24 protein-coding genes and 1 pseudogene are annotated in these 24175 nt (G+C 59.1%); 11 read left to right on the top strand and 14 right to left on the bottom strand.

Features of this window, described 5'->3' with window-relative positions:
- Nucleotides 1-44 precede the first annotated feature (44 nt).
- A complete protein-coding gene (locus tag AB4O41_RS24070) occupies nt 45-1391 on the bottom strand; it encodes a DEAD/DEAH box helicase (protein WP_090181378.1) in 1347 nt (448 codons plus the stop codon).
- Between the two features lie 193 nt (nt 1392-1584).
- Here AB4O41_RS24070 and AB4O41_RS24065 point away from each other — a divergent pair, with 193 nt between their 5' ends.
- On the top strand, nt 1585-2883 hold the full coding sequence (locus tag AB4O41_RS24065) for a mechanosensitive ion channel family protein (RefSeq protein WP_460144949.1): 1299 nt from the start codon (nt 1585-1587) through the stop codon (nt 2881-2883).
- A 110-nt stretch (nt 2884-2993) separates the two neighbouring features.
- Here the strand turns inward: AB4O41_RS24065 and AB4O41_RS24060 are convergent, their stop codons facing one another.
- From AB4O41_RS24060 to AB4O41_RS24050, 3 genes are all read right to left on the bottom strand, one after another.
- Nucleotides 2994-3860: a carboxylate/amino acid/amine transporter gene (locus tag AB4O41_RS24060; RefSeq protein WP_460144948.1), complete on the bottom strand. Its 867-nt coding sequence runs from the start codon at nt 3858-3860 to the stop codon at nt 2994-2996.
- Between the two features lie 343 nt (nt 3861-4203).
- The gene (locus AB4O41_RS24055; protein WP_460144947.1) at nt 4204-4803 is read right to left on the bottom strand and encodes an FMN-dependent NADH-azoreductase; all 600 of its coding nucleotides are present in this window, start codon (nt 4801-4803) and stop codon (nt 4204-4206) included.
- 151 nt (nt 4804-4954) lie between these two features.
- A complete protein-coding gene (locus tag AB4O41_RS24050) occupies nt 4955-5284 on the bottom strand; it encodes a 3-phosphoglycerate kinase (protein ID WP_460144946.1) in 330 nt (109 codons plus the stop codon).
- 49 nt (nt 5285-5333) lie between these two features.
- Between AB4O41_RS24050 and AB4O41_RS24045 the strand changes: the two genes are divergently transcribed.
- From AB4O41_RS24045 to AB4O41_RS24030, 4 genes and pseudogenes are all read left to right on the top strand, one after another.
- Nucleotides 5334-6257, top strand: a complete 924-nt coding sequence (locus AB4O41_RS24045; protein WP_008069097.1) for a LysR family transcriptional regulator — start codon at nt 5334-5336, stop codon at nt 6255-6257.
- Nucleotides 6258-6271: 14 nt separating this feature from the next.
- Nucleotides 6272-7074: pseudogene (locus AB4O41_RS24040) on the top strand (alpha/beta fold hydrolase).
- 3 nt (nt 7075-7077) lie between these two features.
- Nucleotides 7078-7635: a peptidylprolyl isomerase gene (locus tag AB4O41_RS24035; protein WP_460144945.1), complete on the top strand. Its 558-nt coding sequence runs from the start codon at nt 7078-7080 to the stop codon at nt 7633-7635.
- Nucleotides 7636-7728: 93 nt separating this feature from the next.
- Nucleotides 7729-9561 carry an ABC transporter ATP-binding protein gene (locus AB4O41_RS24030; RefSeq protein ID WP_460144944.1) on the top strand — a complete coding sequence of 611 codons (1833 nt, stop codon included), beginning with the start codon at nt 7729-7731 and terminating at the stop codon, nt 9559-9561.
- Between the two features lie 126 nt (nt 9562-9687).
- Here the strand turns inward: AB4O41_RS24030 and AB4O41_RS24025 are convergent, their stop codons facing one another.
- The 3 genes from AB4O41_RS24025 to AB4O41_RS24015 all read right to left on the bottom strand — a co-directional run bounded on the left by AB4O41_RS24025 (nt 9688) and on the right by AB4O41_RS24015 (nt 11489).
- Nucleotides 9688-10176 (bottom strand): GNAT family N-acetyltransferase, encoded by a 489-nt coding sequence (locus AB4O41_RS24025; RefSeq protein WP_460144943.1) that lies wholly within the window; start codon nt 10174-10176, stop codon nt 9688-9690.
- Nucleotides 10177-10273: 97 nt separating this feature from the next.
- Nucleotides 10274-10759: a GyrI-like domain-containing protein gene (locus AB4O41_RS24020; protein ID WP_460144942.1), complete on the bottom strand. Its 486-nt coding sequence runs from the start codon at nt 10757-10759 to the stop codon at nt 10274-10276.
- 67 nt (nt 10760-10826) lie between these two features.
- Nucleotides 10827-11489, bottom strand: coding sequence for a LysE family translocator (locus AB4O41_RS24015; RefSeq protein ID WP_460144941.1), 663 nt, complete (start codon nt 11487-11489; stop codon nt 10827-10829).
- Between the two features lie 138 nt (nt 11490-11627).
- On the opposite strand from AB4O41_RS24015, the gene alaC reads away from it, so the two are divergent.
- The gene (alaC, locus tag AB4O41_RS24010; protein WP_460144940.1) at nt 11628-12842 is read left to right on the top strand and encodes an alanine transaminase; all 1215 of its coding nucleotides are present in this window, start codon (nt 11628-11630) and stop codon (nt 12840-12842) included.
- A 169-nt stretch (nt 12843-13011) separates the two neighbouring features.
- Here alaC and AB4O41_RS24005 read toward each other — a convergent pair whose 3' ends face one another.
- On the bottom strand, nt 13012-14364 hold the full coding sequence (locus AB4O41_RS24005; RefSeq protein ID WP_460144939.1) for a GntP family permease: 1353 nt from the start codon (nt 14362-14364) through the stop codon (nt 13012-13014).
- Between the two features lie 83 nt (nt 14365-14447).
- Complete coding sequence (locus AB4O41_RS24000; protein ID WP_367372632.1) at nt 14448-14981, bottom strand: gluconokinase; 534 nt, start codon at nt 14979-14981, stop codon at nt 14448-14450.
- A gap of 215 nt (nt 14982-15196) precedes the next feature.
- Here AB4O41_RS24000 and gntR point away from each other — a divergent pair, with 215 nt between their 5' ends.
- The 3 genes from gntR to AB4O41_RS23985 all read left to right on the top strand — a co-directional run bounded on the left by gntR (nt 15197) and on the right by AB4O41_RS23985 (nt 17715).
- Complete coding sequence (gene gntR / locus AB4O41_RS23995; RefSeq protein WP_460144938.1) at nt 15197-16228, top strand: HTH-type transcriptional regulator GntR; 1032 nt, start codon at nt 15197-15199, stop codon at nt 16226-16228.
- A 67-nt stretch (nt 16229-16295) separates the two neighbouring features.
- A complete protein-coding gene (locus tag AB4O41_RS23990; RefSeq protein ID WP_460144937.1) occupies nt 16296-16928 on the top strand; it encodes a glutathione S-transferase family protein in 633 nt (210 codons plus the stop codon).
- A gap of 43 nt (nt 16929-16971) precedes the next feature.
- Nucleotides 16972-17715 (top strand): NAD-dependent epimerase/dehydratase family protein, encoded by a 744-nt coding sequence (locus tag AB4O41_RS23985; RefSeq protein ID WP_460144936.1) that lies wholly within the window; start codon nt 16972-16974, stop codon nt 17713-17715.
- Between the two features lie 215 nt (nt 17716-17930).
- Here the strand turns inward: AB4O41_RS23985 and AB4O41_RS23980 are convergent, their stop codons facing one another.
- Nucleotides 17931-18818, bottom strand: a complete 888-nt coding sequence (locus AB4O41_RS23980; protein ID WP_460144935.1) for a LysR family transcriptional regulator — start codon at nt 18816-18818, stop codon at nt 17931-17933.
- A 99-nt stretch (nt 18819-18917) separates the two neighbouring features.
- Between AB4O41_RS23980 and gstA the strand changes: the two genes are divergently transcribed.
- The gene (gstA, locus tag AB4O41_RS23975) at nt 18918-19520 is read left to right on the top strand and encodes a glutathione transferase GstA (protein ID WP_460144934.1); all 603 of its coding nucleotides are present in this window, start codon (nt 18918-18920) and stop codon (nt 19518-19520) included.
- Between the two features lie 143 nt (nt 19521-19663).
- On the opposite strand, the gene AB4O41_RS23970 is transcribed toward gstA, so the two are convergent.
- From AB4O41_RS23970 to AB4O41_RS23955, 4 genes are all read right to left on the bottom strand, one after another.
- Complete coding sequence (locus AB4O41_RS23970) at nt 19664-20677, bottom strand: ABC transporter substrate-binding protein (protein WP_460144933.1); 1014 nt, start codon at nt 20675-20677, stop codon at nt 19664-19666.
- Nucleotides 20674-21222, bottom strand: a complete 549-nt coding sequence (locus tag AB4O41_RS23965; protein ID WP_460144932.1) for a sigma-70 family RNA polymerase sigma factor — start codon at nt 21220-21222, stop codon at nt 20674-20676. Before AB4O41_RS23965 ends, AB4O41_RS23970 begins: the two co-directional genes overlap by 4 nt.
- 237 nt (nt 21223-21459) lie before the next feature.
- On the bottom strand, nt 21460-22251 hold the full coding sequence (locus AB4O41_RS23960) for a phosphate/phosphite/phosphonate ABC transporter substrate-binding protein (RefSeq protein WP_460144931.1): 792 nt from the start codon (nt 22249-22251) through the stop codon (nt 21460-21462).
- Between the two features lie 153 nt (nt 22252-22404).
- Nucleotides 22405-23346 (bottom strand): fatty acid desaturase, encoded by a 942-nt coding sequence (locus AB4O41_RS23955; protein WP_460144930.1) that lies wholly within the window; start codon nt 23344-23346, stop codon nt 22405-22407.
- Nucleotides 23347-23687: 341 nt separating this feature from the next.
- Between AB4O41_RS23955 and AB4O41_RS23950 the strand changes: the two genes are divergently transcribed.
- Nucleotides 23688-24104 carry a GNAT family N-acetyltransferase gene (locus tag AB4O41_RS23950; RefSeq protein WP_460144929.1) on the top strand — a complete coding sequence of 139 codons (417 nt, stop codon included), beginning with the start codon at nt 23688-23690 and terminating at the stop codon, nt 24102-24104.
- Nucleotides 24105-24175 lie beyond the last annotated feature (71 nt).

Here is a 24175-nt window from a genome sequence, read left to right as displayed (position 1 = left end):
AAAACCGGACAATGTCCGGTTTTTTATTGGGTCATGAAGCAACCTTACTCAGCAGCCGGCGCTTCCGGCTTGCGGCGCTTGAGCGGGGCCATGCCGTCCTTGCTGACCAGCGACAGGGCGTCGGTCTTCGGGCGGTTGGCGATCTTGCGCTTGGTCGGGGCCTTCGCGCCGGTTTTCTTCTTGTCGCCCTTGGCGTCGACCTTTTTCTTCTTCACGCCAACGGCTTTGCCCGAGGCCTTGACCTTTTTCGGTCCGCCGTAGGTGCCTTTGACTTCCTTGATGGTGCGGCGCTCGAAGCTCTGCTTGAGGTAGCGCTCGACACTCGACATCAGGTTCCAGTCGCCATGGCAGATCAACGAGATGGCCAGGCCATCGTTGCCGGCGCGGCCGGTGCGACCGATGCGGTGAACGTATTCGTCGCCGCTGCGCGGCATGTCGAAGTTGATCACCAGGTCCAGGCCTTCCACGTCCAGGCCACGGGCCGCGACGTCGGTGGCCACGAGGATCTTCACGCCGCCCTGCTTCAGGCGGTCGATGGCCAGTTTGCGGTCTTTCTGGTCTTTGTCACCGTGTAGCACGAACGCTTTGTAGTCTTGCGCCACCAGACGGCCGTAAATACGGTCGGCCATGGCCCGGGTGTTGGTGAACACGATGGCCTTCTGATAGGTCTCGTTGGCCAGCAGCCAGTTGACGATCTGTTCTTTGTGCTGATTGTGGTCGGCGGTGATGATCTGCTGACGCGTGGTGGCGTTCAGATCGCTGACGTTGTTCAGCTGCAAGTGTTCAGGGTTGTTCAGGACCTTGGCGACCATCTCGCGCAGGCCCGAACCGCCGGTGGTGGCGGAGAACAGCATGGTCTGCTGACGGTTGGTGCACTCTTCCACCAGACGCTGCACGTCTTCGGCAAAGCCCATGTCGAGCATGCGGTCGGCTTCATCGAGCACCAGCACTTCGACTTCCTTGAGGTCGAGGTTGCCAGCGTTCAGTTGCTCGATCATCCGGCCCGGCGTACCGATCAGGATGTCCGGCACCTTGCGCAGCATGGCGGCCTGGACCTTGAAGTCTTCACCGCCGGTGATCAGGCCGGACTTGATGAAGGTGAACTGAGCGAAGCGCTCGACTTCCTTGATGGTCTGCTGGGCCAGCTCGCGGGTCGGCAGCAGGATCAGGGTCTTGATGCTGACGCGGACTTTGGCCGGGCCGATCAAGCGGTTGAGGATCGGCAAAACGAATGCAGCGGTTTTGCCGCTACCGGTTTGCGCTGTCACCCGCAGGTCACGCCCCTGGAGCGCCAGCGGGATAGCCGCTGCTTGCACAGGCGTTGGCTCGACAAATTTAAGCTCGGCCACGGCTTTGAGCAGGCGTTCGTGCAGGGCGAATTGGGAAAACACGGGTGCTACCTCGAAGAAATACAAAAAAACAGCTGCATAGGGTAACGGTTTCGAGCGCGAAGGCCGAGTTTCTTTATACAAACGGCTGCAAACAGTGGTTTTTTTGTTGCCTGATTTGTCTCAAAACGTCATCCGGAACGTCTTAAATGCTCTAATCACCCCGTCGCGTCCTACAGAAGAACCGTTTTTGCCCATGGATATCAAACAGCTCTGGCTCAATGCCCAAGACCTCTGGGGTGCTCTCGATCAGCATCCGCTCCTGCATTCCACGCTCGCGCTGATGTTGCTGCTGGTGGTGGCGCTGGTGCTCGGACGAGTGGCGCGGTTCCTCATTCTTCACGCGACCAAAATCCTCGGTCGCCAGCCGTCGCTGCACTGGATTACCGATTTTCGCCACAACAAAGTGTTTCATCGCCTGGCGCAGATGACGCCCTCGCTGCTGATCCAGTTCGGCCTGCACCTGGTGCCGGAGTTGGGCAAGACCAGCCTTAACTTCCTCGGCAACGTGGCGCTGGCGTTCACCATTCTGTTCCTGGTGCTGGCCGTCAGCGCATTGCTTAATGCCCTGCTGGACATCTATGCCCGTACCGAACATGCCCGTACCCGCTCGATCAAAGGCTATGTGCAGCTAGCGAAAATGGTGCTGTTCGTGTTCGGCGCGATCATCATCGTCGCCACGCTGATCGACCGTTCGCCGCTGTTGCTGCTGTCGGGTCTGGGCGCCATGTCGGCGGTGATTCTGTTGGTCTATAAAGACACCCTGTTGTCATTCGTCGCCAGCGTGCAACTGACCAGCAACGACATGCTGCGGGTCGGCGACTGGATCGAGATGCCGCAAGTCGGCGCCGACGGTGACGTGGTGGACATCACCTTGCACACGGTCAAGGTGCAGAATTTCGACAAGACCATTGTGTCGATTCCGACCTGGCGCCTGATGTCCGAGTCGTTCAAGAACTGGCGCGGCATGCAGCAGTCCGGTGGGCGACGGATCAAGCGCAGCCTGTTCATCGACGCCAGCGGCGTGCGGTTTATTCGCGATGACGAAGAACTGAAGCTGTCCCAGGTGCATCTGCTGACCGACTACATCAATCGCAAACAGGCCGAACTCAAGGCCTGGAACGAAGCTCAGGGCAACGTCGCGGCGATGTCGGCCAACCGCCGACGGATGACCAACATCGGCACCTTCCGCGCCTATGCGCTGGCATATCTGAAAAGCCACCCGGAGGTCCAACCGAACATGACCTGCATGGTTCGGCAAATGCAGACCACGGCCCAGGGCATTCCGCTGGAAATCTACTGCTTCACCCGCACCACCGTGTGGGCTGATTACGAGCGGATTCAGGGGGATATTTTCGATTACCTGCTGGCGGTATTGCCGGAGTTTGGCTTGAGCCTTTATCAGCAGCCGAGCGGTGGTGATTTGCGGTCGGGGTTGCTTCCGGCGGTGTTGGGCGCAAGCCACATTCCCGAACCCGAAAAACACATCATGTAGCACTACATATCCCTTTGTGGGAGCGGGCTTGCTCGCGAAGGCGGAGTGTCAGCAGACATCTATGTTGAATGTCATACCGCATTCGCGAGCAAGCCCGCTCCCACAAGGGATTAGTGTGCAACCGCCGGCTGGCGTACACCCAACCGACTAATCCACACCGCCATCAAAATCACCGACCCACCAAACAACAACCGCCCCAATTCTTCATGCTGATTCCAGATCAACAAGTTGATCAGCAACCCCACCGGCACATGCAGGTTGTTCATCACCGCCAGCGTCCCGCCGCTCACCAGGCACGCGCCCTTGTTCCACCAGTACAAACCCAGCGCGGTCGAGACCAGGCCAAGGAATAGCAGCACGCCCCATTGCAGTGGCGCTTCGGGCAGGAAGTTCTGTTTGCCGAACAGCAGAAACGCCGGCAATGCCACCGCTAACGCGCCCAGGTAGAAGTAACCGAAGCGTCGGTAATGCGGCAGATCGCTCGGATGGCGGGCCACCAGATGTTTGTAGAGCACCTGCCCGGCGGCGTAGGTGAAGTTGGCCAGTTGCAGCAATAGAAAGCCCATGAAGAAATCCGGGTTGATTCGGTCAAAGCGAATCACTGCCGCGCCCGCCACCGCCACCAGTGCCGCGATCAATGCCCAGGGATTGAAGCGCCGGTTCAGCGCGTCTTCGATCAGGGTTACGTGCAGCGGCGTGAGGATGGTGAACAGCAACACTTCCGGCACCGTCAGCACCCGGAAGCTCAAATACAAACAGACGTAAGTCACGCCGAACTGCAACGCGCCGATCAGCAACATACCGCGCATGAACGCCGGCTCGACCTGACGCCAGCGCGTCAGCGGGATGAACACCAGCCCCGCCAGCAACACCCGCACCAGCACCGCGAAGTAACTGTCGACATGACCGGCCAGGTATTCGCCGATCAAGCTGAAGGAAAATGCCTGGATCAGCGTGACAAAAAGTAGATAGCCCATGATCGCCTCATTTCGAATGGCGGCGACGATAGCGGGTTTTGCCCTTCATCGCGAACAGTCAGGCAACACAAAACCCTGTGGGAGCGGGCTTGCCCGCGAAAGCGGTGTGTCAGTCGAATTCAATGCTGCCTGACATACCGCCATCGCGGGCAAGCCCGCTCCCACAGGGTTGTGTGTCCGCTCACAAAATCGCAGGCAAAAAAAAGCCCGATCTCGCTAATGCGTTCAATCGGGCTAGAGCACTCAGGAGCAACAAGTGCAAAGGGAGGTTCGATGCGCGTACAGGCTTGAAGGGTTGCGCCAGGTCACTAGACCATCCAGCGATTATCTGGCGATTAACGGCTCAGGCGACCTGAGAAAGCTTGGCGTTGGCCTGGTTCAGGCCTTTCTCCTGGAAGCCGCCGCCCAGGTTCATGCCTTCGGCGTGAATGAACGTTACGTCGTGGATGCCGATGAAGGCCATGACCTGACGCAGGTACGGTTCCTGGTGATCCGAGGCGGCTCCGGCATGGATACCACCGCGAGCGGTCAGCACATAAGCACGCTTGCCGTTGAGCAAACCTTGCGGGCCGGTTTCGGTGTACTTGAAGGTCACGCCGGCACGCAGCACGTGGTCGAGCCAGGCTTTGAGGGTGCTCGGAATGGCGAAGTTGTACATCGGTGCAGCCATCACCAGCACGTCGGCGGCCAGCAGTTCATCGGTCAGCAGGTTGGAGCGTTCCAGCGAGGCCTGTTCGATGTCGTTGCGTTGTTCGGCAGGTTTCATCCAGCCGCCCAGCAAGTTGATGTCCAGGTGCGGCACCGGGTTGGCGGCTACGTCACGGACAGTGATCTGGTCGGCCGGGTGTGCGGCTTTCCATTGGCTGATGAAGGTCTGGGTCAGCTGGCGGGAAACCGAGTCTTGCTGACGGGCGCTGCTTTCGATGATCAGAACGCGGGACATGGGATGTAGCCTCCATCTGAGAATGCTGTAGGTCGATGGAGTGAAGGTTAAACAGAGTCATATCGATGAAAAAGCGCAAATAACTGCTATAAAGCATCGATAAATTCGTTTATAAGCGGAGCATGCCCCAGCCGGCTTGCTCCGCTCGATGTTATTTCGGGGTGCAGGTCAGGTTGATACGCATCTTGATGATGGTCCGGGTGAACTTGGCGGTGGCGTTTTTGTGTTTACCGGCGGGCACTTCGATTGTGCGGGTACGCGGCGCTTCCGGGCCATTGTTGAAAACCACTCTGCAGATCGCATCGGTGCTGCCGTAGTTGTTCACTTGAATGGAGGCGATGTCGTTATCCGTGTCGTACGAGTTGTAGTCGATGCTCAAGCCGTTCAATTGCTTTTGAACGTCGATCGGATAGGCAAACGCAGTCAGCGGCAGCATCGCCAACACAGCACAACCCGCCATCACACAACAAAGTTTTTTCATTCAGCAGCCTCCAATAAGGACTGCCAGCTTAGGACAAGAGGAGCTCAACATGAAAGCGCCCCGCGTGACCCTTGATCAATGGCGAACATTGCAGGCCGTGGTCGATCACGGCGGTTTCGCCCAAGCCGCCGAAGCGCTGCACCGCTCGCAATCGTCGGTCAGCTACACCGTAGCGCGCATGCAGGACCAACTCGGTGTGCCATTGCTGCGCATCGACGGCCGCAAAGCGGTGCTCACCGAGGCCGGCGGCGTACTGCTGCGCCGCTCCCGACAGCTGGTGAAACAGGCCAGCCAACTGGAAGACCTGGCCCATCACATGGAACAGGGCTGGGAAGCGGAAGTGCGGCTGGTGGTCGACGCCGCCTACCCCAGCGCCCGCCTCGTTCGCGCACTGACTGCGTTTATGCCGCAAAGCCGTGGCTGCCGGGTGCGTCTGCGCGAAGAAGTGTTGTCGGGGGTCGAGGAAGTGTTGCTTGAAGGCGTGGCCGATCTGGCCATCACCGGTTTCAGCATTCCCGGTTATCTGGGCGCGGAATTGAGCGACGTCGAATTCATCGCGGTGGCCCACCCCGAGCATTCCTTGCATCGCCTCAACCGTGAACTGAACTTCCAGGACCTGGAAAGCCAGATGCAAGTGGTGATTCGCGACTCCGGCCGTCAACAACCGCGAGACGTCGGCTGGCTCGGCGCCGAACAGCGCTGGACTGTCGGTAGCTTGGCCACCGCCGCGACCTTCGTCAGCAGCGGCCTGGGCTTCGCCTGGCTGCCTCGGCACATGATTGAGCGCGAACTCAAGGAAGGTACGCTCAAAGTGCTACCGTTGGATCAGGGCGGCAGCCGCAACCCGAGCTTCTATCTGTATTCGAACAAGGACAAACCCCTGGGCCCGGCCACGCAGATTCTCATCGAACTGCTGCGCACCTTCGATACCGCGCCGCTGGATGCGCCCTTCGCCGCCCCTGAGCAAGCCTGACACGGAGTGTACCCATGGCCTATTTCGAACATGAAGGTTGCAACCTGCACTATGAGGAATATGGCCAGGGCACGCCGTTGCTGCTGGTTCACGGGCTGGGTTCCAGCACCCTGGACTGGGAAATGCAGATCCCGGCGCTCTCGGCCCACCATCGGGTGATTGTCCCGGATGTGCGCGGCCACGGGCGCTCCGACAAACCCCGCGAGCGCTACAGCATCGCCGGGTTCAGCGCCGACCTGATTGCGTTGATGGAACACTTGAATCTTGGCCCTGCACATCTTGTCGGGCTTTCGATGGGCGGCATGATCGCTTTTCAACTGGCGGTGGACCAGCCGCAACTGCTCAAGAGCCTGTGCATCGTCAACAGCGCACCCGAAGTCAAACGGCGTAGCCGCAACGATTACTGGCAGTGGTTCAAGCGCTGGAGTCTGATGCGCGCGCTGAGCATGCGCACCATCGGCAAGGCCCTGGGTGCCAAGCTGTTTCCCAAGCCCGAACAAGCTTCGTTACGACAAAAAATAGCGGCGCGCTGGGCAAAAACGACAAACATGCTTATCTCGCCAGCTTCGATGCCATCGTTGGCTGGGGGGTTCAGGAACGACTTTCCAGAGTCTCCTGTCCAACCCTCATCGTCAGCGCCGACCGTGACTACACCCCGGTCGCGTTGAAAGAAACCTATGTAAAACTGCTGCCCGATGCGCGGCTGGTGGTGATCGCCGACTCGCGCCACGCCACCCCGCTGGATCAACCCGAACGCTTCAACCAAACGCTGCTCGAGTTTCTCACCGCAGTCGACACCACCACTCAGGATCACTGACCCATGCTGAAAAAAATCGCCCTCGTCGCCGGCTCCGTTCTGTTTGCCGCCAACCTGATGGCCGCTACGCCCGCCAAGGCGCCGCACGTGCTGCTGGAAACCACCAACGGCCAGATCGAAATCGAACTGGACCCGGTCAAGGCGCCGATCAGTACCAAGAACTTCCTTGAGTACGTCGACAGCGGCTTCTACAACAACACGATTTTTCACCGTGTGATTCCTGGATTTATGGTCCAGGGCGGCGGTTTCACTCAACAGATGCAGCAAAAAGAAACCAAGGCGCCGATCAAGAACGAATCCAAGAACGGCCTGCATAACGTGCGTGGCACGCTGTCCATGGCCCGTACGTCTGTCCCGGACTCGGCCACCAGCCAGTTCTTCATGAACGTCAAAGACAATGACTTCCTCGACCAGGGCGACGGCTACGCGGTGTTCGGTAAAGTCGTCAAAGGCATGGACGTGGTGGACATCATCGTCAACTCGCCAACCACTACCCGCGGTGGCATGAAAGACGTGCCAGCCGATCCGGTCTTCATCAAGTCGGCCAAGCGCATCGACTGAGCGTAAGCTGGACAGGGAGTTTTGAGCGGCCGCCGGTGCTTGCGGCGCCGCTCATATCGTTTAAAGGAGAGCCCGTGCGCGGGCGGAGAACTGATGCTTTATCGCCGTTTTGAAAAACTGATCGACATTTTCCGCGATGCACCGACGGCGGCTCCGCCGGATCGGGTTCTCCCCTTCTATACCTATTACCTGAAGCAAGTCTGGCCGAGTTTCGCCGTCCTGCTGATCGTCGGCCTGTTCGGCGCGTTGATCGAAGTGGCGCTGTTCAGCTACCTGAGCCGCATCATCGACCTCGCCCAGGGCACGCCCAACGTCAATTTTTTCAAGGAACACGGCATCGAACTGGCCTGGATGGCGGTGGTTGCGCTGGTCCTGCGCCCCATATTTGTTGGCCTGCATGACTTGCTGGTGCACCAGACCTTGAGCCCCAGCCTGACCAGCCTGATCCGCTGGCAAAACCACAGTTATGTGCTCAAACAGAGCCTCAATTTCTTCCAGAACGACTTCGCCGGGCGCATCGCCCAACGCATCATGCAGACCGGCAACTCGTTGCGCGATTCGGCTGTGCAAGCGGTGGACGCGCTATGGCACGTGCTGATCTACGCGATCAGTTCACTCGTGCTGTTCGCCGAAGCCGACTGGCGCCTGATGATCCCGCTGCTGACCTGGATCGCCGCCTTCATCGGCGCCCTCTACTACTTCGTGCCACGGGTCAAGGAACGCTCGGTGGTGTCGTCCGATGCGCGCTCCAAACTCATGGGGCGGATCGTCGATGGCTACACCAACATCACCACCCTGAAGCTGTTCGCTCACACCAACTTCGAGCAGCAATACGCCCGCGAAGCGATCAAGGAACAAACTGAAAAAGCCCAACTGGCCGGCCGTGTGGTCACCAGCATGGACGTGGCCATCACCAGCATGAACGGCCTTCTGATCGTCAGCACCACCGGTCTTGCGCTGTGGTTATGGACGCAGTCGCTGATCTCAGTGGGTGCAATTGCCTTGGCCACGGGCCTGGTGATCCGCATCGTCAACATGTCTGGCTGGATCATGTGGGTGGTCACCGGAATTTTCGAAAACATCGGCATGGTTCAGGACGGTTTGCAGACCATTTCTCAACCCGTCAGCATCACCGACCGCGAGCAGGCCAAGCCTTTGAATGTGGCGCGTGGCGAGGTGCGTTTCGAGCACGTCGACTTTCACTATGGCAAGAAGAGCGGGATCATCGGTGACCTCAACCTGACCATCAAACCCGGTGAGAAAATCGGCCTGATCGGCCCCTCCGGTGCGGGTAAATCGACGTTGGTCAATCTGCTGCTGCGCCTCTATGACGTGCAGGGCGGGCGGATTCTCATCGATGGCCAGAACATCGCCGAAGTCGGTCAGGAAAGCCTGCGCGAACGCATCGGCATGATCACCCAGGACACCTCGCTGCTGCACCGTTCGATCCGCGACAATTTGCTGTACGGCAAACCCGACGCCACCGATGCCGAACTCTGGGAGGCGGTGCACAAGGCCCGTGCCGACGAATTCATCCCGTTGCTGTCGGACTCTGAAGGCCGCACCGGTTTCGATGCTCACGTCGGCGAACGCGGAGTGAAGCTCTCCGGTGGTCAGCGTCAGCGGATTGCCATCGCCCGGGTGCTGCTCAAGGACGCGCCGATCCTGATCATGGACGAAGCCACCTCGGCACTGGACTCGGAAGTCGAAGCGGCGATTCAGGAAAGCCTCGAAACCCTGATGCAGGGCAAAACCGTGATCGCCATCGCCCACCGACTCTCGACCATCGCGCGGATGGATCGGTTGGTGGTGCTGGAAAACGGCAAGATCGCCGAAACCGGCAGCCACGCCGAACTGCTGGCCCATGGCGGTTTGTATGCGCGGTTGTGGCAGCACCAGACCGGGGGATTTGTCGGAATCGATTGAGACAACACCGCCCCTGTGGGAGCGGGCTTGCTCGCGAATGCGGTGTGTCAGGCAACATCGATGTTGACTGACACTCCCTCTTCGCGAGCAAGCCCGCTCCCACAATGGATCTCCACTATCCGCGGGTTACAGCGTCAACACCATCTCATGCCAAGCCATCCCGCCATGGTCGGACGCCGAAGGCTTGATGTAGGCAAAACCAAACCCGGCATAGAGCGCAATGTGCCGCTCTTTGCACATCAGGTGGATGCTGGCCTTGTTCAGTGCGCGCATGCGCTGGATGAACTCACTCATCAAGCGTTTCGCCAGGCCCTGCCCTTGGTAGTCCGGATGCACCACCACCGACATGATCACTACATGCGGGCCGGCCGGGTCGTGGCCGATCAGTTCCTTGAACGCCTCGTCCGACATCTCCACCTCAAACGCCGCACCGGAATTAATGAAACCGGCGGCAACGCCATCCACTTCAGCAACGATGAACCCCTCAGGCCAAGTGGCGATGCGGGTGGCGATTTTCTCGCGGGTGGCGGCTTCATCGCCTTCGTAGGCGACGGTTTCGATGGCATAGCAGCGGTCCAGGTCAGCGGGGCTGACGTGGCGAATGACGGTGTTCATGGCAGCTCGGAATCGGCGTGGGAAAGGTTGGGGATCATAAATCAGCATCAAGACGACATCGAGAGGCGAATCACCGATCCGCCTCTCGACCCGTTCTTTAGGCTTTGAGCGGCAACCAGATTTCCAGCACGCCAGTGTTGAGCTTCGGGTTGAAATCGTCGCTGTAGCGTTCGAACTCCGGAGCGTCCGCCGCTTCATGACCGGACTTCGGCAACCAGGTTTTCCAGATGTGTTGAAAGGTCTGGGGCAAGGTATCCAGAGAGCCCTTGTGTTCGAAGACTGCATACTTCTGAGGCTGAACTTCGATCCAGCGGTACTTCTCGGGCAGGTCGTCGAGCTTGCTGATTTCGACACCGGCGATGTATTCGAAACCACCCTTGTCATCCGGATTGCAGCAGATGCCGTAGGTTACTTCGCTTTTCTGGCCGGGAATTTTGCCAATCTCGGGAATGAATTTCTCCCACAGGTCGGGGATCGCTTTGGTCGTATCCGCAGTAAATCGTCCACCAAGCCCCGCTATGAGCATGAAGTGCCCGTTTTCGAAGCGTGGCTCGGCCGTTTCGACGCCTGTTTGCTCATCCATGACTCAACTCCTGGTACTGAAAGGTGGGTTCGGCTGGGAGTATAGAAGCCAAACCCGATTCGCCCAATTACAGTGCGTGCAACTGTTCGATGGCGCCTGGACCGATGAACTCGTTATAACCCGATAGGATCACGTAGACCGCGAAATAGCAGAAGATCGCTGCCGATGCCATGTATGAATAACGTAGCAGTTTGTCACCGAGCAATTTGCCGCCGTGGCTCGCAGCGAAGCACAGACCGACACACCAGAGCACGCCGGCGCCCAAGAAACCGCCGAGAAACAGCGCCGAACTGAGCGCGCCGCCGCCACCGGAACGGGCGATCAGCGTGCCGCCCACCGCCGCGAACCAGAGAATCGCGCTGGGCGATGACATGGCGAGGAAAATCCCGCGAAAAAACTCGCGACGGTGCGAGTTGTGCCCCACCTCAGGGGTTTGCGCCAACAGCGCTTCATGGTGAATCGCCGAATAAATCATCTTCGCCGCGAAGTACAGCAGCAATGCCGACCCGCCAATCCACAACACCCAGCGCACGGTCTCGTACTGCAGCAAAACGGTCATGCCAGCCAATGCCAGTACCGCGTAAATCAGGTCGCCGACACAGGTCCCCAACCCCAGCGCAAAACCTTGAAAGTAGCCGCGCTGCATCGCCAGCGTGATCATCGCGATATTGGCCACGCCGATGTCCAGGCACAGCGAAAGGCTCAACAAGAAGCCACTGGTAAATTCCATCGACCATATCCTTGGGGAAAATTTATTGATGCGCAGGCTAGACAGTTTGCCACGACTGCCCTTACATTCCGCCACAGGCCACCGCAGTGGCCAGCGTCGCTCGGACGGTTCCGGGCGCTTACGTTATCCGAGGCAACAATGGCCGAACAAGGTTCGCCGCGCCGCTTTGCGCGCATAGATCGACTCCCCCCTTACGTTTTCAACATCACTGCCGAGCTGAAGATGGCCGCCCGTCGTCGTGGCGAAGACATCATCGACTTGAGCATGGGCAACCCCGACGGCCCCACGCCGCCGCACATTGTCGAAAAACTCGTCACCGTTGCCCAGCGTGAAGACACCCACGGCTACTCCACGTCCAAAGGGATTCCGCGCCTGCGCCGGGCGATCTCCAACTGGTACAAGGATCGCTACGAAGTCGACATCGACCCGGAAACCGAAGCCATCGTCACCATCGGCTCCAAGGAAGGTCTGGCGCACTTGATGCTGGCCACCCTCGACCAGGGCGACACCGTGCTGGTGCCGAACCCGAGCTACCCGATTCACATCTACGGTGCCGTGATTGCCGGCGCCCAGGTACGGTCGGTGCCGCTGATCCCTGGCGTGGATTTCTTCGCCGAACTGGAACGGGCGATTCGCGGCTCGATCCCGAAACCGAAGATGATGATCCTCGGTTTCCCGTCCAACCCCACCGCCCAATGCGTGGAGCTGGACTTCTTTGAGCGGGTGATTGCCCTCGCCAAACAATACGACGTTTTGGTGGTGCACGACCTGGCCTATGCCGACATCGTCTACGACGGTTGGAAAGCGCCGTCGATCATGCAAGTGCCCGGTGCCAAGGACATCGCGGTGGAGTTTTTCACCTTGTCCAAGAGCTACAACATGGCCGGCTGGCGCATCGGTTTCATGGTCGGCAACCCGGAGCTGGTCAACGCCCTGGCGCGGATCAAGAGTTATCACGACTACGGCACGTTCACCCCTCTGCAAGTCGCGGCCATCGCGGCGCTGGAAGGCGATCAGCAATGCGTCAAAGACATTGCCGATCAGTATCGGCAGCGGCGCAACGTGCTGGTCAAAGGCCTGCATGAACTGGGCTGGATGGTCGAAAACCCGAAAGCCTCGATGTACGTCTGGGCCAAGATTCCCGAGGCTTACGCACACATGGGCTCGCTGGAATTCGCCAAGAAACTGCTGGCCGAGGCCAAGGTCTGTGTCTCGCCGGGTGTGGGATTTGGCGAGTATGGGGATGATCATGTGCGCTTCGCGCTGATCGAAAACCAGGACCGGATTCGTCAGGCCGTACGCGGGATTCGCGGGATGTTCCGGGCGGATGGGCTGGTTCAGAAAACCACCTGACACATTGATCGTTCCCACGCTCTGCGTGGGAACGCAGCCAGGACGCTCCGCGTCCCTTCCAGAGCCGAACGCGGAGCGTCCGTTGAGGCATTCCCACGCAGAGCGTGGGAACGATCGTCACCCACAAAAAAACCGCATCGCTGCGGTTTTTTTGTGTTTGCCGATCGTGTCAGACGAACAACGACAACAGCAAGATGAAGCCCAGGCCCACCACGGACAGGATGGTTTCCATCGCGGTCCAGGTCTTGAAGGTTTCCGCCACGGTCATGTTGAAGTACTGCTTCACCAGCCAGAAACCGGCGTCGTTGACGTGGGACAGGATCAACGAACCGGCACCGGTGGCCAGCACCAGCAGCTCACGGTTCACACCCGGAATCATCCCCACCACCGGCACCACGATGCCCGCGCCGGTAATGGTTGCCACGGTCGCCGAACCGGTCGCAATGCGAATCACCGCCGCCACCAGCCAGGCCAGCAGGATCGGCGAGATCTGTGCGTTCACCGCCATGTGGCCGATCACATCACCCACACCGCTGGTTACCAGCATCTGCTTGAAGCCGCCACCGGCACCGATGATCAGAATGATCGCGGCGGTCGGTGCAAGGCTCGCGTCCAGCCATTTGAGCATCTGTTGCGAACCGATGCCCTGCTTATAGCCGAAGGTGTACAGCGACAGCAGCAATGCCAGCAGCAGTGCCGAGATCGGGTGACCGATCAGATCCATGAAGGTGCGGAAGAAGTTGCCATCCGGCAGCACCACATCGGCAAAGGTCTTGAGCAGCATCAGGAACACGGGCGACAGCACGGTGATCAGGGTGATGCCGAAGCTAGGCAGATCCCCTGCATCCTCATCGCGCACCAGTTGATCCACCAGTTCCTGATTCGGATGACCAGGAATGTGCTTGGCAATGAACGTACCGAAGATCGGGCCGGCAATAATGGCCGTCGGCAGCGCAACGATCAGGCCATAAAGAATGGTTTTACCGATGTCGGCACCGAACACGCCGATGGCCAGCAACGGACCCGGGTGCGGCGGAACCAGACCGTGCACGGCGGACAGACCGGCCAGCAGCGGGATACCGATCTTGATGATCGACACGCCGGTACGACGGGCGACGATGAATACCAGCGGGATCAGCAACACGAAGCCGATTTCGAAGAACAGCGGGATGCCGACCAGGAAGGCCGCGAACATCATGGCCCACTGCACCTTGTCCTTGCCGAAGGCTCGAATCAGGGTTTGGGCGATCTGGTCCGCCCCACCCGACTCGGCCATCATTTTGCCAAGCATGGTGCCCAACGCCAGGATGATCCCGACAAAACCGAGCACCCCGCCGAAGCCGTCCTGGAACGCCTTGATGATGGTGCCTATCGGCATACCGGAGGTCAGCCCGAGAAAGGCTGCGGCGATGATCAGTGCGAGGAATGGGTGCAACTTGAACTTGGTGATCAGGACGATAAGCCCGATCACTGTAACCACTGCGTCTAGCAGCAGGAATGACTCGTGGGACATGCCAAACATGGGGGGTGTCTCCGTTGTTTGTTGTTGTTATGAAAGCAATTATTCAAATGCCGTCAGGACAGCGCTATCTCTTGGAGTAAAACTCAACTGGCGAGTTTCAGGCCATGATCGAGCCACCAACGGTGGGCCAGAGCGGCCAATTCATCGACACTGTGACTTGAAGCATCCAGAGCCAGGGTCAGGGGCTCACCAACGGGCGATTCAAGTGTGGCGAACTGGCTGTCGATCAAGGTCGACGGCATGAAGTGGCCCGGCCGATGAGACACACGATCGGCGGCGACTTCGGGGGTCAGCTCAAGGAAAACGAAGCCCAGGCCCGGCAAGGCACTGCGCAAGCGTTCGCGGTAACTGTGTTTGAGGGCCGAGCAAGTCAGCACCGGGCGCTCGCCCTTGGCATCGACGCGGCGCAGTTCATCGCACAGGCTATCGAGCCAGCCGGCACGGTCTTCATCATTCAAGGGGATACCCGCGCTCATCTTTTCGATATTGGCGGCAGGGTGGAAAGTGTCGCCTTCAATGGCGGTCGCGCCGCTAAGCTGGCACAGGGACTGGCTGACGCATGTCTTGCCGCAACCGGCAACGCCCATGATGACCAGGGCGGTGATGGGATGATTCATGTAACACCTCAGCGCGCAGACAGCGCTACCTTTGCTACGTAAGACTCTAGTGCAAAAGCAGAAGTTGCCGACGCCTTCTTGTCATTTTTGTGGGTTGCAGCATGTTCGTTCTCGATGCCAAAAAGCGAGGATCAGGCAAACCCCGCTCATGCATTTGCAGCCGCCTCGAGACAGCGCTACCTTAGTGCCTTGAATTTTGTTTGGCAAGCCGTCCGATGATTACCCCTAAAAACGATAAAAATACTCGTACCACTGGCCGCCCCACCCTCAATGAAGTCGCGCGCCTGGCCGGTGTCAGCCCGATTACCGCGTCCCGCGCCCTGCGCGGCGTCAGCACGGTGGCCACCGAACTGGTGGAAAAAGTCCAGAAAGCCGCCCTCGACCTGAACTACGTGGTCAACCCCGCCGCCCGCGCGTTAGCCTCGGCCCAGAGCCATTCCGTAGTGGTTTTGGTGCCGTCATTGTCCAACCTGCTGTTCATCGACACGCTGGAAGCCATTCATCAGGTTTTGCGACCAAAGGGCTTCGAAGTGCTGATCGGCAACTTCCATTACTCGCGTGATGAAGAAGAAAACCTGCTGCGCAATTACATGGCTTATCAGCCTCGCGGTTTGTTGCTGACCGGTTTCGACCGCACCGAAAGTTCGCGGCGGATGATCGAGGCCAGCAACATTCCCTGCGTCTACATGATGGAACTGGACAGCGCGGCCGGGCTCAATTGCGTCGGCTTTTCGCAAGTCGCTGCCGGCGAAACGGCGGCCGAGCATTTGCTGTCACGCGGTCGCAAGCGTCTGGCTTACATCGGTGCGCAACTGGACCAGCGCACGCTGCTGCGCGGCGAAGGTTTCCGCCGCGCGCTGCAAAAGGCCGGCTTGTATGATCCGGATCTGGAAGTGCTGACGCCGCGAGCCTCGTCGGTGGGTCTGGGCGGCGAGCTGTTCCTGCAGCTGCTCGCCAGCCATCCCGATGTCGATGCAATCTTCTTTGGCAACGACGACCTGGCCCAGGGTGCGTTGCTCGAAGCGCTGCGCAATGGCATCAAGATTCCCGAACGCGTGGCGATCCTCGGCTTCAACGACTTGCCGGCATCGGAGCACATGGTCCCGCGCCTGAGCAGCATCAGCACCCCACGAGAAGCCATCGGCCGTCGTTCCGCAGAGCTGATGCTGACCTTGCTGGCCGGCAATTCAGTGACCAAACCGGTGCAAGATATGGGGTTTGAATTGAAGGTGCGCGAGAGCACCTGACGCGCGACCATTCCCACGCTCCGCGTGCTAGATTCCGGATACCTGGAACAGCAAACGGAGAAGCTCAATGGGACATACGCTGAAGATTTTGGGTAGGGCCTCGTCAATCAACGTCAGAAAAGTCCTGTGGACCTGCGACGAACTGGGCGTTTCATACGAACGCGAAGACTGGGGCAGCGGTTTCGCATCGACCCAGAGCCCGGAATTTCTCCAGCTCAACCCCAATGCACAAGTGCCGGTCCTCATCGATGAAGCCGGCGTGCTGTGGGAATCCAACACCATTTGCCGGTACCTGGCCGGTAAACAGCAAAACACTGACCTGCTGCCCATCGAACCGGCGGCTCGTGCTCGCGTGGAGCAGTGGATGGACTGGCAAGCCACCGAACTCAATCCTTCCTGGGGCTACGCATTTTTTGCGCTGGTGCGGCAACTGCCGAACTTTCAGGACTCGCAGCGGATTGCTGATGGCGTTCGCGGCTGGAACGCGAAAATGGGCATCCTCGAACAGCAACTCGCGGCAACCGGTGCGTATGTTGCCGGACCACGCTTCACACTGGCCGATATTCTCATTGGATTATCGATCAACCGCTGGCGGATGACCCCGATGGAGCGCCCGGACTACCCCGCCGTCGACGCCTATTGCCAACGACTGGCGCTACGGCCGGGGTTCATGGAACACGCCTGTAACGGCGTGCCATGACGCCAAATCCGCCCCCTCTGCCCTTCCATAAAAAGAGAACCCCATGAACGGACTCAACGTGCTGCTGACCGGCGCCTGCGGCAGAATAGGCAAAACCTTTTTCGAAGCTTCGCAGGACCGCTACACCTTCGTGCTGACGGATCGCATTGAGCCCGACTTCAATGTCGATGCACCGCATCGCTTTGTACGCCTGGACTTGTCCGACCTCACCACCATAAGCGAAGTGCTGAAAGGCATCGATGTCATCGTGCATCTGGCCGGCATCCCTCACGCCACCGCCTCTTTCGATGAGTTACTGCCCAACAATATTCTGGCCACCACTTACCTGTTCGAAGCCGCCGTGGCGGCGGGTTGTAAGCGGTTGGTGTTCGCCAGCAGCGCGCAGACCATTGAGGGCTATCCGGTGGACCGGCAGATCACACCGGGCATGCAGGTGATGCCGGCCAATCTGTATGGCGTCAGCAAGTGTTATGGCGAAGCGTTGTGTGCGTTCTACGCTGCCAAACACAACCTCTCGACCATCGCCATACGCATCGGCGCTTTCGAGTTTGCGGACCGTCACGAATTGACCAACGCTCGCGACCTGAGCGCGTGGCTCAGCCCTCGTGATGCAGTGCAGTTGCTGCAACTCTCGGTAGAGGTCAAAGGTGTGCAACACCTGATCGCCCACGGTATTTCCAATAACCGTTTCAAACGCCTGGACCTCAGTGAAACTACCCGGGTGTTGGGTTATAGGCCGGAGGATGATGCGTTTCAGCAGTTCGACATTCCTATTGGGTTTCCTTGACGGTGCGTCTCCAGAATCCGGGCAACGTGATTCTTGCGCTGTAACCCGAGGGTGTGCGGTCGACCTCTGCCGCTCGGCGGCGTTCCGACGACAGAGGTGTATCAGACGACATTGATGTTGATTGTGTCGCCGTCTTCGCGAGCAAGCCCGCTCCCACATGGATTGCTCTGAACTGACTGGCATTACCCGTCAATGGGCCTCTTTCGGTTCCCTGGCTAACCAGCCGAAAACTGATGATCTGCGAGCATCCCCAACAACGCCCGCACCGCCGCCGAAGGTTCTTTATCGGGCGCGACTACCAACGCAAATTCGCGATCGATACGCGGCGTCACAGGCACTATGCGCAAACCTTGGCGATTGGCCGGCAGGGTCATTTCCGGCACCAGGGTCACGCCGATGTTTTCCCGCACCAGGGTGAACGCACTGCTCCATTCACGCACCTCGGCCCGCACATCCTGCAACTGCAACCCGGCATCGGCCGCCAGGCTGCGGGCATTGGTCGAACAGCCGCCGGTGGCCAGCACAAAGGGTTGCTCCGCCAGTTCCGCCAGTGAGACGCCCTCTTCATTCGAGCATCGCGCCAAGGGATGGCCACCAGGCAAAACCGCCACCCAGGCATCACACCCCAAACGACCGGCATTGCGCGCGGGCGCCGGGTTCAACACCACGCCGACATCCACCAGTCCGGCGCCGAGCAGCGTTTCCACTTCATCGTCGCTGACCTCCAGCGCCACCACTTGAATGCCGGGGTAAAGCCGATTGAACTGGCGCAGCAGCGGCGGCAGAAAGGTCGTCAGCACCAACGGAAAACTGGCCAGGCGGATTGTCCCGCGCTGGATATCTTTAGTAGCGTCGACGGTACTGCGAATGTTTTCGAGGGCACCCAGCATGGTTCGCGCGTGTTCGATCACAGGCAAGCCGATGGCGGTTGGCAGCGTCTGGCGGTTTTCCCGGCTGAACAGCTGAACACCCAGGGTTTCTTCGATCAGTGCCAGCGCCTGACTGGCACCGGACTGGGTCATTCCGACCCGCTCGGCGGCCCGGGTAATGTTGCCGGTATCGGCCACCGCCACCACCATTCGCCAGTGCATCAGGTTCATCATGGCAGTAGCTTTCCTAATGGCAATGTTCTGAAAGATTAATTTTACCAAGCGTGCCGCGCACTATGACACTGGCGCAAACCTGCAACCAGAGCCCTGCCCATGAAGTTGTATTACGCCCCGCAAGCCTGCTCATTGGCGCCGCACATTGTGCTGCGCGAACTGGATTTACCGTTCGAGTTGATCCGCGTCGACAACAGCACCAAGAAAACCATCACCGGCGAGGACTTCCTCGCCATTAATCCCAAAGGCTACGTCGCCGCATTGCAGCTGGAAAATGGTGATGTGCTGACCGAAGGCCCGGCGATTCTGCAGTACCTGGCGGATCTACGACCCGAGACGAACCTGGCACCGGCGAACGGGACGTTCCAGCGGGTGCGTTTACAGGAATGGCTGAACTTCGTTTCGACCGAGATTCATGGCGGGCTGGGTTGGCTGTTCAATTCGCAGTTTCCGGATGACGTGAAGGTGCTCATCAAAGAGAAGCTGTTCAAGCGTTTTGTCGTGCTGAGTCAGACGCTGGAGAGACAGGATTATTTGCTGGCTGGCGGATTCAGTATTGCTGATGCGTATCTGTTTACCGTGTTGCGTTGGACGCAGTTGTTTGGCATCGATTTGAATCGGTGGCCGGCGTTGGCGCAATTTCAGGCCAGGGTTGATTCGCGGCCAAGCGTGAAAGCGGCGTTGGCTGCGGAGTTGGTGTAAGGCTTGAGATCATTCGCGAGCAAGCCCGCTCCCACAGTGGATCCGCTGTGAACACGGTATTTGCCAACACCGACAATCAAAATGTGGGAGCGGGCTTGCTCGCGAAAGCGGTAGTTCAAGCACTAAAAAACATAAGACAGAAGCTACCAACTCCCACTCACCTTCGTGGCCACCTCCCCCGACACCCAGCCCTTCCACACCTGCGGATGATCACGCAAAAACGCTTCGGCGACTTGACGCGGTGGCTGGCGTTTTTCGCTCATTTGCCCGAGGGTCTGATTCAGCAGATTGATCGGCAAATCGACCTTTTCGAAGAACGCCACCAGGTCCGGGTACTGCGCCTTGAACGGCGCCGACACGCCGATGGCCAGACTGGCCGGCATCGAACGCGTGCCCTTGGGGTTCGGGTTGTTGGCATCGGCCAGGGTCTTCCAGGCTTGCGCGTCGAACGGCGGTTCTTCGAGTTTCACCAGTTTGAAGCGGCCCAACAGTGGCGTCGGCGACCAGTAGTAAAACAGCACCGGTTTGCCACGACGGATCGATGAAGCGACCTCGGCATCCAGCGCCGCGCCGGAACCGGTGCGGAAGTTGACGTAGCTGGCAGTCAGGTCATAAGCCTTGAGTTTCTGGCTGTTGACGATCTCCGACGTCCAACCGGTCGGGCTGTTGAGGAAACGTCCGCGGCTTGGGTCTTCCGGGTCGCGGAACACGTCCTTGTAGCGCGCCAGATCGGCGACGGATTTCAGCTCCGGCGCCAAAGGTTTAATGCCGCGTTCCGGGTCGCCCTTGATCACATATTCCGGCACCCACCAACCTTCGGTTGCGCCTTTGACCGTGTCACCCAAACCAAACACTTTGCCCTCCGAGGCCGCCTTCACCCAGGCCGGACTGCGCCCCGCCCACTCTTCGCCGATCACTTGAATATCGTTCTTCGCCAAGGCTGCTTCAAGGCTGACGGTACTGCCCGGCAAAGTATCGGTCGGGTAGCCGTAACCTTTCTCGACGATCAACCGCAGGATCTCGGTGATCAGGCTGCCGCTTTCCCAGGTGATGTCGCCGAAGTGGATGGGCGCGTTTTTTTCTGCGGCCGGAACGTGGCCAGCCACAAGGCTCAGGGTCAGCAGCGAACTGCCGAGCAGGGTTTTGATCGATCTCATGCGGACCTCTGGGTCAGGGGTAATCGGCTCAAGGGTTCGTTGGCGCTGTGCTCGGCGCACAGTGCTCGGGAGCGGGTCATGTAGACGCTGACCGAGCGCTGGGAAATGCCCAGTTCGGTGGCGATTTGTGGGTAGGTCAGGCCGTCGATTCGGGACAGCAGGAAGGTTGCCCTGACCTTGCCCGGAAGGCGGTCGAGGGTTTGATCAAGGCGTGTCAGGGCCTGGGAAAACTGCGCCAGGTCTTCAGGCGATGGTCCGCCGAGCGGGTCAATCGTCGGTAACTGGCCGAAGTGCTGGCGTTCCAGATCGCGACGGCGCCACAGCTGATAAATCAACCGATGGGCAATGGTGGTGAGCAAGGCGCGAGGTTCGCGAATTGGCGTCAGGCCTGGCAATTCGAGCAACTGCACGAAGGTCTCGGCAGCGATGTCTTCGACGCTGGGATTGGCTCCCAGGAATCGGCGCAGCCGTGCGCACAGCCAGGCGTAGTGGGCGCGGAACAATCCGCCCACGTCGTTGCGATGGGAAAAGTCGGCGCCGGACATAGAGGCTCCATGGGTTAGGGGTCGCTGAATGTCCGGTGATCCGGTGACGCGATCCTAGCAAAGAGCCTTATTCATTAATAATACTTAAAACGAATTTTTATATTCCATTAATGAATTTAAATAAGCGGCGCCTGACACATCGCTATCGCGTGCGCCACGCTCCCACAAGTCCACCGAAATCCTGCAGGAGCGTGGCTTGCCCGCGATTGACGGGATTGTCGGCACTGGCCTCAAGCCTCATCGCAACCGCCCGTACCCCAGCGCTTCGGCCTCCTGCTGATAATCGAGAATGACTTGATAGTCGCTCTCGCTGGCGGGCAGCACTTCTTGCAGGCCCAAAGTCTCGGCGACGTCGGGCAGCTCCTTCAACGTCTGATTCATCACCTGCCGAAGCTGTTCAGCCTGCTCATCAGTGGTGCCAGCGGCTGCGATGTAAGGCAGGGTCGGACTGAACGCCGTGCGCGCCAACACGCGCAGGCCTTCGACCTCGGCCTGGGAATACTGCGCGAGATAGGCGAAGGTCACACTGTCGATGGCGGCCAGGTCCGCCAGGTCATCACGCAGCCAACGCAGGCTTTCGCGGTGGCTGCCGCTGATGGCGACAGTGGCAAAAAATTCGCCGTCGCGCTGCAACGGTGCCAATCGGTGGCGTAACAGGTTCATGCCACTGTTGGAGTCTTCACCGTTGATCACACAGCGACTACCCCGAAAGGCCGACAAGGTCCATCGAGGATCATCGGCGCGAGTTAATAACAGGCTGCAATGGTTACCGCCGTTGCTGTCCGGAAGTTCGTAACGAGGCCGACCGATAACCCGAACTTTACCGCGCAGTTGCGTCATCAGCGGATAGCCGCAGGTCTGGGTCAGCAACAGGTGCGGGGACAGCCAAAGGTCCATCAGCGACAGCCCTTCGGCACTCAAACGAGCATGGCCCAAGTGTTCGAGGATGCGCGAGAGCCAGCGCTCGCTCGCCGCGCGGATGGGTTTGGGGGCGGTGTACATCAGGAGTTCGGCGATGTGTTGAGTCATCAAAATCTTCCAGGCAACAAGTAACCCTGTGGGAACGGGCTTGCCCGCGATAGCGTTGGCCCAGTCAACAGGTGTGTTGGATGTGACATAGCAATCGCGGGCAAGTCGGATCGCCGCACCGCCGCTCCTACAGGGTTCAATGGTGACCATGCATCAACTAAACGGATGCCGCGGACTGTCGATGGCCTTCACCCCGTTCTGACGCACCAACTGAGCATAACCCTGCACCAGAAACCCGCCACTGCGCGCCAGCCATTGCTCGCGACGAGCGTGATAGACCCGTGGCAAGTCGTACCAGGACAGGCCCGGCAAGTCGTGATGCACCAAGTGCAGGTTGAGGTTCAAGAACAGCCAGCGCCACGGCCATGCCGCTTCGTTGATGACGGTGCGTTGCTCGGGTTGCACGTGGGGACGGTGTTCATAGAAGGAGCGGATCATCGCAATCGACAGCGCCGGCACGCTGATCAGCAACAGGTAATGCCAGACTGGCAACGCGCTGTAGCGCGCGATGACCGTCAGCATCAACAGCGTCAGCGCGCCGTGGGTCAGCCACATCAACCAGGCTTGGCGCTCACCCGTTTTTAGCCGTTGCAGCTCTTCCCAGGCCAGCGCCAGCAAGGCCAGTGGCGCACCGAGGACACAGCGCCCGAACACGGTTTTGTTCAGCCTGTGCAGGCCCTGTTCGAACAACGAACTGCGTTGCCACTGTTCAGCGCTCAGGTAACGGCTTTCCGGATCGCGACCGGGGAGGGTCAGGTCTTCGTCGCGGTGATGCCGCAAATGACTGTCGCGGTACAGGGTGTAGGGATACCAGACCGCGAATGGCGCATACCCGAGGACTTTGTTCAGCGTTTGCCAACGGGTGGGATGGCCGTGCAGCAATTCGTGCTGCACCGACAACCACAACACCAACAGTGAAATCAGCAACAACGTGCTCCACCACAAACCCAATCGGTCACTGCCCAGGACAAGGCTGAACCAGCCGACGTACACGCCGATCAACAGCAGCCAGGTCGGCCACTCGGTGCGAGCGGTCAGGCGTTGGCGCAGGGTTTCGATTTCTTCACGGTGGACAGCGTCAAAGTAATGGGGCATGGCTTTGCTCAGAATGGGAACCTATCCCTCTCTGTGCAACGGCGCAGGGGTTTCTTGCAGATTGTCTGGTTATTTCGATAGACGTAAAAAGCAGGAGCCCGAGGACTCGGGCTCCGTTGACGCGGGATCAGTGGCCGAACACACCCACCTTCTTGGCCTTCTTGTCCGAACGTTTTTCATCGGCGGTTTTCGCCGGCTTCTTCTTTGCCGCTTTCTTTGAATCCATACCTTTGGACATGATACGTACTCCACTCATAGGGGATGTGAGATCAGGTATACACCTATCCCTGAGCCGGCGTTCTTTTATAATCATCCGCTTTGCGCACTGACAGTCCAGGCCCATGCCCAACACCCAGTACACCTTGCTCGACGAGCCGTTGTGGCCGTTGATGAACAAGTTTTACCGCGCCCACCAATCGTCGATGAAAGCAGTCCGCGACGCTCGGCTGTGGGTGGCAAAACGCGATGAGATCATTGCGGCGTTATGTTTGCGGCCAGTGGCCGGCGGGCATTGGCTGACCGGGCTGTTCGTCGACCCGCGCTGTCGCGAGCAAGGGATCGCCGCGGCGTTGATCGACCACGCCGTCAAGCATCTCGATGAGCCGGTCTGGTTGTTCTGTCATCCGGATTTACGTGGCTTTTATGAGCGTCGCGGCTTTACATTCGACCCGCCCCTGCCCTACGCGATGGCTGAACGGTTGAGCCGTTATGCGCGCAGCAAACCGATGATTGCGATGGGGCTGGAACCGAAGCACTAGAGACCAGTGAAGAATAAATGTGGGGAGCGAGCCTGCTCGCGATAGCGGTGTAACAGTCACCATAAATAGTG

Source organism: Pseudomonas sp. S2_A02 (assembly GCF_054668495.1).
The sequence above is the reverse complement of the archived record's forward strand: the minus strand, read 5'-3'. Positions and strand labels throughout refer to the sequence as shown.